This window comes from Paraburkholderia dipogonis (assembly GCF_042680985.1).
Classification (GTDB): Bacteria; Pseudomonadota; Gammaproteobacteria; order Burkholderiales; family Burkholderiaceae; genus Paraburkholderia; species Paraburkholderia phytofirmans.
In genome coordinates, this window is the sequence record NZ_JBHUFR010000006.1 from 477,259 (window position 1) to 483,325 (window position 6,067).

A 6,067-nucleotide genomic window follows, 5' to 3' on the forward strand; every position below is an offset into this window, starting at 1 on the left:
GAGGTGGGAAGTCCGGGCTAACGGCGTGCATGCAAGCGAGACGCGCGTCTGTGGACAGATGAGTGTCCCAGCCTGAGCGCAACGATGGCCGGGCAAGATTGCAAAAAGCGTGGATTTTACAGCAGTGCGGTGTGGATGACGGGGAGGCGGGTGAGGCGGTGGCAACTGCCGCGCCGCGCGTTAGAGAGATGCCGGACAGCCGGCGAGGCGGCTGTCCGGCAATGCAAGTGCGCGCTCAGATCAGATCATCAGACGCGAAACCTTCGTGCCCTCGAGCGACACGCCGGCCATCAGGCCGCCGTTCGTCAGCACAAAGGCTTCGACCGGGCTGGTGGCGGTCGAGGTGTCGACCGCGCCGTTCGCGCCGACCTTCAGCAAGGCGACGGTGGCGTCCGCGCCGGCTGCCCAGCCCTGGCTGCTCGTGAATTTGTCGAGTGCTTCCTGCGTCATGAACAGGAAGATGAGGGCCTTGGATTGCGCGCCGATCTGCAAACCGAACGAACCCGCGACCGTGCTGTAGTAACCCGACGTGCGGCCACCCACGCGCAATGCGCCTTCGCCGTATTGGCCGCCGACCCAGAAGCCCGCCGAAATGACGTTCGGGAACACCAGAACGCCGCGTGCCTTGGCGACCAGTTCACGCGAGCCGGTGACGTTTTCGTAAAGACGCGACAGCGTGGAATCGACCCCCGCGTTGATGCTGTCCCGCTTGCCGGCGTTGGCCGAAGGCGATGCGCTCGAGGACGGCGACGTCGTCGTGCAGCCGGCAAGGCCGAGCCCCGCAGTGGCGAGCGCGGCGCTGGTGGTCATGATGAATTGTCGTCTGCGCATGATTGTTTTCCTTTTGCGTTATTGGCGTGATGAAAGTGGCGTTGCTCGTTTCCATTCAGGCGGTAAGGGCGTGACGCCGACAAGCCCGTACGTCAATTGCTAACCAGCACGTAGCGTGCCTGGCCCCGCCGTGCGCGTGTTCATGGCGGGACCAGCAGCTGTTTGGCGGCGGCAGCGCGCGAAATACCGGCGCCCGTTGCCTGGCTATCTATGACTGCGCCGACGGCCGGATGTTCTGGTTGTGGCGGAACAGATTGCGTGGATCGTAGCGGGTTTTTACAGCGACCAGGCGTTCGTAGTTCGGCCCGTACGCATCGGCGACGCGTCCGCCTTCTTCTTCCGTCATGAAGTTGACGTAGACGCTGCCCAGCGCGAACGGCGCCGCGGCTTCGAAAAATGCGCGGGCCCAGCCGACGCAGCGCGCGTCGTCGCTCGCATCGTCCCAGCGGCCGTGCACGTTCATCGCGTACACCGTGTCGCGGCTCGAATAGGCGGTGGCTTCGACGGGAACGCTTTGGGTCTGCTCGCCGATCTGCCCGAAGAAAATCTCGCATTGCGGCGACGGCAGGTTCTGGATCGCGCTGAGCAGCGCGTCGATGAGGCCGTCCGGGATGTCGACGAGGTTGTGCGATTTCCAGTAGTTGCGCGCGCCCGGCGTGAGCAGCGGGTCGAACGCCTGTTGCCACATGGCATATGGCATCGGTCCGAGATGTTCGCCGAGCGGCGTTCCGAAGGCGCGTACGAATTCGACCGTGGACGGACCGCTTTCGACGGCGCCGGTATAGCACATTGCGAACACGATCACCGGCTTGCCGTGGACTTCGGGCGGCAGGAACGGCAACGGCGGCGCGAGCCGCAGCACGGCCCACACGCTCAGTTCCTTCGGCATGGCGGTTTTCGCCGCGCGGTATTTGAGCAGGGCGTCTCGTGCCTGCTCGATCGGCAGGACCACAAGGCCGCCGTACACCAGCGGTCCGACCGGATGCAGAGCGAACTCGAAGCGCGTGACGACGCCGAAATTGCCGCCGCCGCCGCGAATCGCCCAGAACAGGTCTTCGTGCGAATCGGCGCTTGCGTGGACCAGTTCGCCTTCGGCGGTGACGACGTCGGCCGACACCAGGTTGTCCACCGTCATGCCATATCTGCGGCTCAGCCAGCCGAAGCCGCCGCCGAGCGTCAGGCCCGCGACACCGGTGGTCGAGTTGATGCCGAGCGGCGTGGCGAGCCCGAAGGCCTGCGCTTCATGATCGAAATCGTGCAGCGTCGCGCCCGGTTCGACATACGCGCGGCGTGCCGCGGGATCGATCCGCACCGATTTCATCTGCGACAGGTCGAGCACGACGCCGTCGTTACACAATGCGCTGCCGCCGATGTTGTGGCCGCCGCCGCGAATCGCGAGGGGCAGGCCGTTATCGCGCGCGAAGGCCACGCCCTGGAGCACGTCCGCGACGCCCGCGCAACGCAGGATGATCGCAGGATGCCGGTCGATCATCGCGTTCCAGATACTGCGCGCTTCGTCGAAGGTCGCGTCGCCGGGCAACAAAACCTGGCCGCGCATAGCGGTTTTCAATTCGTCGACGGCGCTGCTGGACACATTAACCATGGCTCAATCTCCTGAGATAGTGGAAGAGATTCGCAGAACACTATTCAGCTGACCAAAGCAAATTGGAAGTGTCCTGAAGGCTTGTTTTGCGTCCAGTAAACGAGCCTGCCTCATGAAGTCAAACAGAGGTAAACCCGCGTTTTTTACCGATTAGGCGCGAGCGCTGGCGCGACAGGCTTGCGCGGGTCTTACCGGCGGCGATAACCCGTCCGGCGGCACGGATGGTGGAAATGCTTCGGAAAAAGATACTGCAGGAAAGTGTTGGTTGCGCCGCCGCGTGGTGGGTGCGCAGCGACACTTCACGCCGCGGCTCGCCCGCGCGTGGGAAGCGCGCGAGTGGTGAAGGAACGCTTAGCCCTTCACGAGGCCGCCGTCGACGATCAGGTTCTGGCCGGTCACCGCGCGCGACCACGGCGACAGGAAGAACAGCACCGCATCCGCGAATTCTTCCGGTGTCGTGACGCGGCGCACAGGCGTGGAACTCGCGATCAGGTCGAAGACGAATTCCGGTGTCGCCGCGCTCGCGTCGGTGGTGCGCAGCAGTCCGCCCGACACCATGTTCACCGTGATGCCGTCCGGCCCAAGGTCGTGAGCGGCGGTGCGCGTGAGCGACAACAGCGCCGCTTTCGCCGCGGTGTAGTCGTGATAGGGAACGACGGGGTTCTGAAACAGATTGGTGCCCACGTTGACGATGCGGCCGAACCCGCGCGAACGCATGCCGGTAACGGCGCCTGGATCGTATTGAGCGCGCCTTTGAGCGAACCGTCGAGTTGCTGCTGGAAACGCGCCCAGGCGATGGAGTCGATTTTCGGGCGAGCGTCGCCGTCGAACTGGAAGTCGGCCAGTGCGTTGTTGACCACTGACACGATGGGTTGGCCGGTTCGCGTCTGCGCTTTGTCAAACAGGCGCACGACGGCGGCCGCGTCCGTGACGTCCGCTCGAAGCGGCAACACCCGATCGCCGAATTCGTCTTTCAGAGCGAGCGCCGATGTTTCGCTGGTGCGGTAGTTGACGACCACGCTCGCCCCTTCGCGCACCAGCGCGCGCGTGATTGCCGCGCCAAGTCCGCGAGCGCCGCCGGTGACCAGCACCCATTGTTCGGATAGAAGCATCTGTTTTCCCGTTGCCTGTGGAGTTGCGATGCTCGTATTGTCGCCCGAAACAGAATTCGCACCCGGTCCGTGCGATGGCGCATACAGCGCGAACGAATTCAGAAACGGAGTGGCGGCTGATCCGATGACTGAATGCTTTTAGTCACTCGACGGTTTTGTGCGTTGCTTTGGTTGGCGGGTGATTATGCGCAGGGTAAATAGTCCGGGGGCTGCGCCGTCTGTGTGATTGCGCGCACTCGTGCATGCGCAATTTATCTTTTATGTTCGGATGCGCACGTACGTGAGGCATTTGAATCTGGTCGGTTGATTCGTCTGATCGAGTTGATCAATGAGGACGTAAAGGAATAATAGTTTGGAGTGCATATCTAAATGAATGAATTATCTCCTCTTCTATAAAACCGGCAGTTGACGATCTCTGACAGTTCCGACGCGCAATTCGCCGTAAAAACCGCAGCGATATCGCATTGCGTGGGGTAGCGCACGGTCACTGAATGGCACTGCGCATAACTTCAACGTCCATCAGGCCCAGCTGTGCGTTTTAAAAATCGGGGTTCGCGCACAGCCCGTTGTCTTCTCTCGAATCACGCTGAATCGGACCGGGGTTTTCCGCGCGAGAGATGCCGAAAGTCATGTGGTTTTAGCGTGACGCGAGGCAATGACGACTGGGCGTTGAGGTTTCAATTTTAACAGTGAACAGAGATTCGCTTGTTACCAGGGCCGGTCGCTAAAAGCATATAGTTAGGAGAATGAAATGAAAAAGCAAAACGGGGACGCGCTGGCGCTGGGGACGCGCCGGGCGGTATTCGCAGTTGCTGTAAGTCTGTATGCGGCGATGGCGGGTGCGCAAACAAATCCGGCAGCGTCGGCCGCGCCGTCGGTCAGTTCGAACGTGCTGATGTTGGCGCAAGCGTTGCCGGGTGATTGTCCGAACTCGCCCGGTTGCATTCGGCAAAGCCGAAGCCTCGTGATGCCTGGTGGAGGTGGATTCGCCCCGGGTGGGGTGGGTGCGGTATCGGCAGGGGGCACGCAAAGCGGCAACGGGACATCGTCGACAGGGACGGCGACTGCGGGCAATAGCGGCGGGAATGGTTCGGGCTCGTCGGGACTCGGTTCTGGGAGTACGGGCAGCGGCGGCGGTAACGGTGGAACCGGCACAGGCGGTGATGGCGGCGGGACCGGCGGGAATGGAGGTGACGGCGGCGATGGAGGTGACGGTGGCGACGGCGGCGGTCATGGCCATGGCCATGGCCATCATGGACACCACGGTCATCATGGTCACCACGGCGATGGCCATGGCGGCGACGGTCATGGTGATGGTGGTCATGGCGACGGTGGTCACGGCGATGGTGGTCATGGTCATGGAGACGGCGGTCATGGTGACGGTGGCCACGGCGATGGCGGACATGGAGACGGCGGTCATGGCGATGGTGGCCATGGCCACGGAGACGGTGGTCACGGAGACGGTGGTCACGGCGACGGCGGTCACGGCGATGGTGGTCACGGCGATGGCGGTCACGGAGATGGCGGTCACGGCGACGGCGGTCACGGAGATGGCGGTCATGGTGATGGTGGTCACGGCGACGGCGGCCATGGAGATGGCGGCCACGGAGACGGCGGTCATGGTGACGGCGGTCACGGCGACGGCGGCCACGGAGATGGCGGTCACGGAGACGGCGGCCACGGAGATGGCGGTCACGGAGACGGCGGTCACGGAAACGGCGGTCACGGAGACGGCGGTCATGGTGACGGTGGCCACGGCGATGGTGGTCATGGCGACGGCGGGCATGGAGACAGCGGTCACGGCGATGGTGGCCATGGCCACGGAGATGGCGGTTACGGCGATGGTGGCCACGGTCACGGCGACGGTGGCCACGGAGATGGTGGTCCTGGAGATGGCGGTCATGGCCATGGCGACGGTGGCCACAGCGATGGCGGCAAGGGCGGATACGGTCCTGGTGCGGGCAGCTCTGGCAACGGTGGCCATGGAGAAGGTGGCCACGGCGACGGCGGCAAGGGAGGAAGCGGTGCCGGCGTAGGTGGTTCGGGCAACGGCGGTCCAGGCGCAGGCGGCCCGGGCAACGGCGGTAACGGCGGTTCCGGCAACGGCGGCAAGGGTGGCGGCGGTCCGGGCGCAGGTGGCTCTGGCAACGGCGGTCCAGGCGCAGGCGGCTCGGGCAATGGCGGTAACGGCGGTTCCGGCAACGGCGGCAAGGGTGGCGGCGGTCCGGGCGCAGGTGGCTCTGGCAACGGCGGTCCTGGCGCGGGTGGCCCGGGCAACGGCGGTAACGGCGGTTCCGGCAACGGCGGCAAGGGTGGCGGCGGTCCGGGCGCAGGTGGCTCTGGCAACGGCGGTCCTGGCGCAGGTGGCCCGGGCAACGGCGGTAACGGCGGGTCCGGCAACGGCGGCAAGGGTGGCGGTGGCCCTGGCGCAGGTGGCTCTGGCAACGGCGGTCCAGGCGCAGGCGGCTCGGGCAATGGCGGTAACGGCGGTTCCGGCAACGGCGGCAAGGGTGGCGGCGGT

At 64.6% G+C, this 6,067-nt stretch carries 3 protein-coding genes and 1 pseudogene; 1 reads left to right on the forward strand and 3 read right to left on the reverse strand.

Annotation, left to right across the window (positions count from 1 at the left end):
- Nucleotides 1-240: 240 nt before the first annotated feature.
- The 3 genes and pseudogenes from ACFSNN_RS06800 to ACFSNN_RS06810 all read right to left on the reverse strand — a co-directional run bounded on the left by ACFSNN_RS06800 (nt 241) and on the right by ACFSNN_RS06810 (nt 3,546).
- Nucleotides 241-831, reverse strand: coding sequence for a BPSL1445 family SYLF domain-containing lipoprotein (locus tag ACFSNN_RS06800; protein WP_134459657.1), 591 nt, complete (start codon nt 829-831; stop codon nt 241-243).
- A gap of 208 nt (nt 832-1,039) precedes the next feature.
- A complete protein-coding gene (locus tag ACFSNN_RS06805) occupies nt 1,040-2,434 on the reverse strand; it encodes an FAD-binding oxidoreductase (RefSeq protein ID WP_134459654.1) in 1,395 nt (464 codons plus the stop codon).
- A 351-nt stretch (nt 2,435-2,785) separates the two neighbouring features.
- Nucleotides 2,786-3,546, reverse strand: a pseudogene (locus ACFSNN_RS06810) (3-oxoacyl-ACP reductase).
- 1,142 nt (nt 3,547-4,688) lie between these two features.
- On the opposite strand from ACFSNN_RS06810, the gene ACFSNN_RS06815 reads away from it, so the two are divergent.
- Entirely contained in the window at nt 4,689-5,582 is an 894-nt protein-coding gene (locus ACFSNN_RS06815) for a hypothetical protein (RefSeq protein ID WP_166799314.1), read from the forward strand.
- Nucleotides 5,583-6,067: the final 485 nt, after the last annotated feature.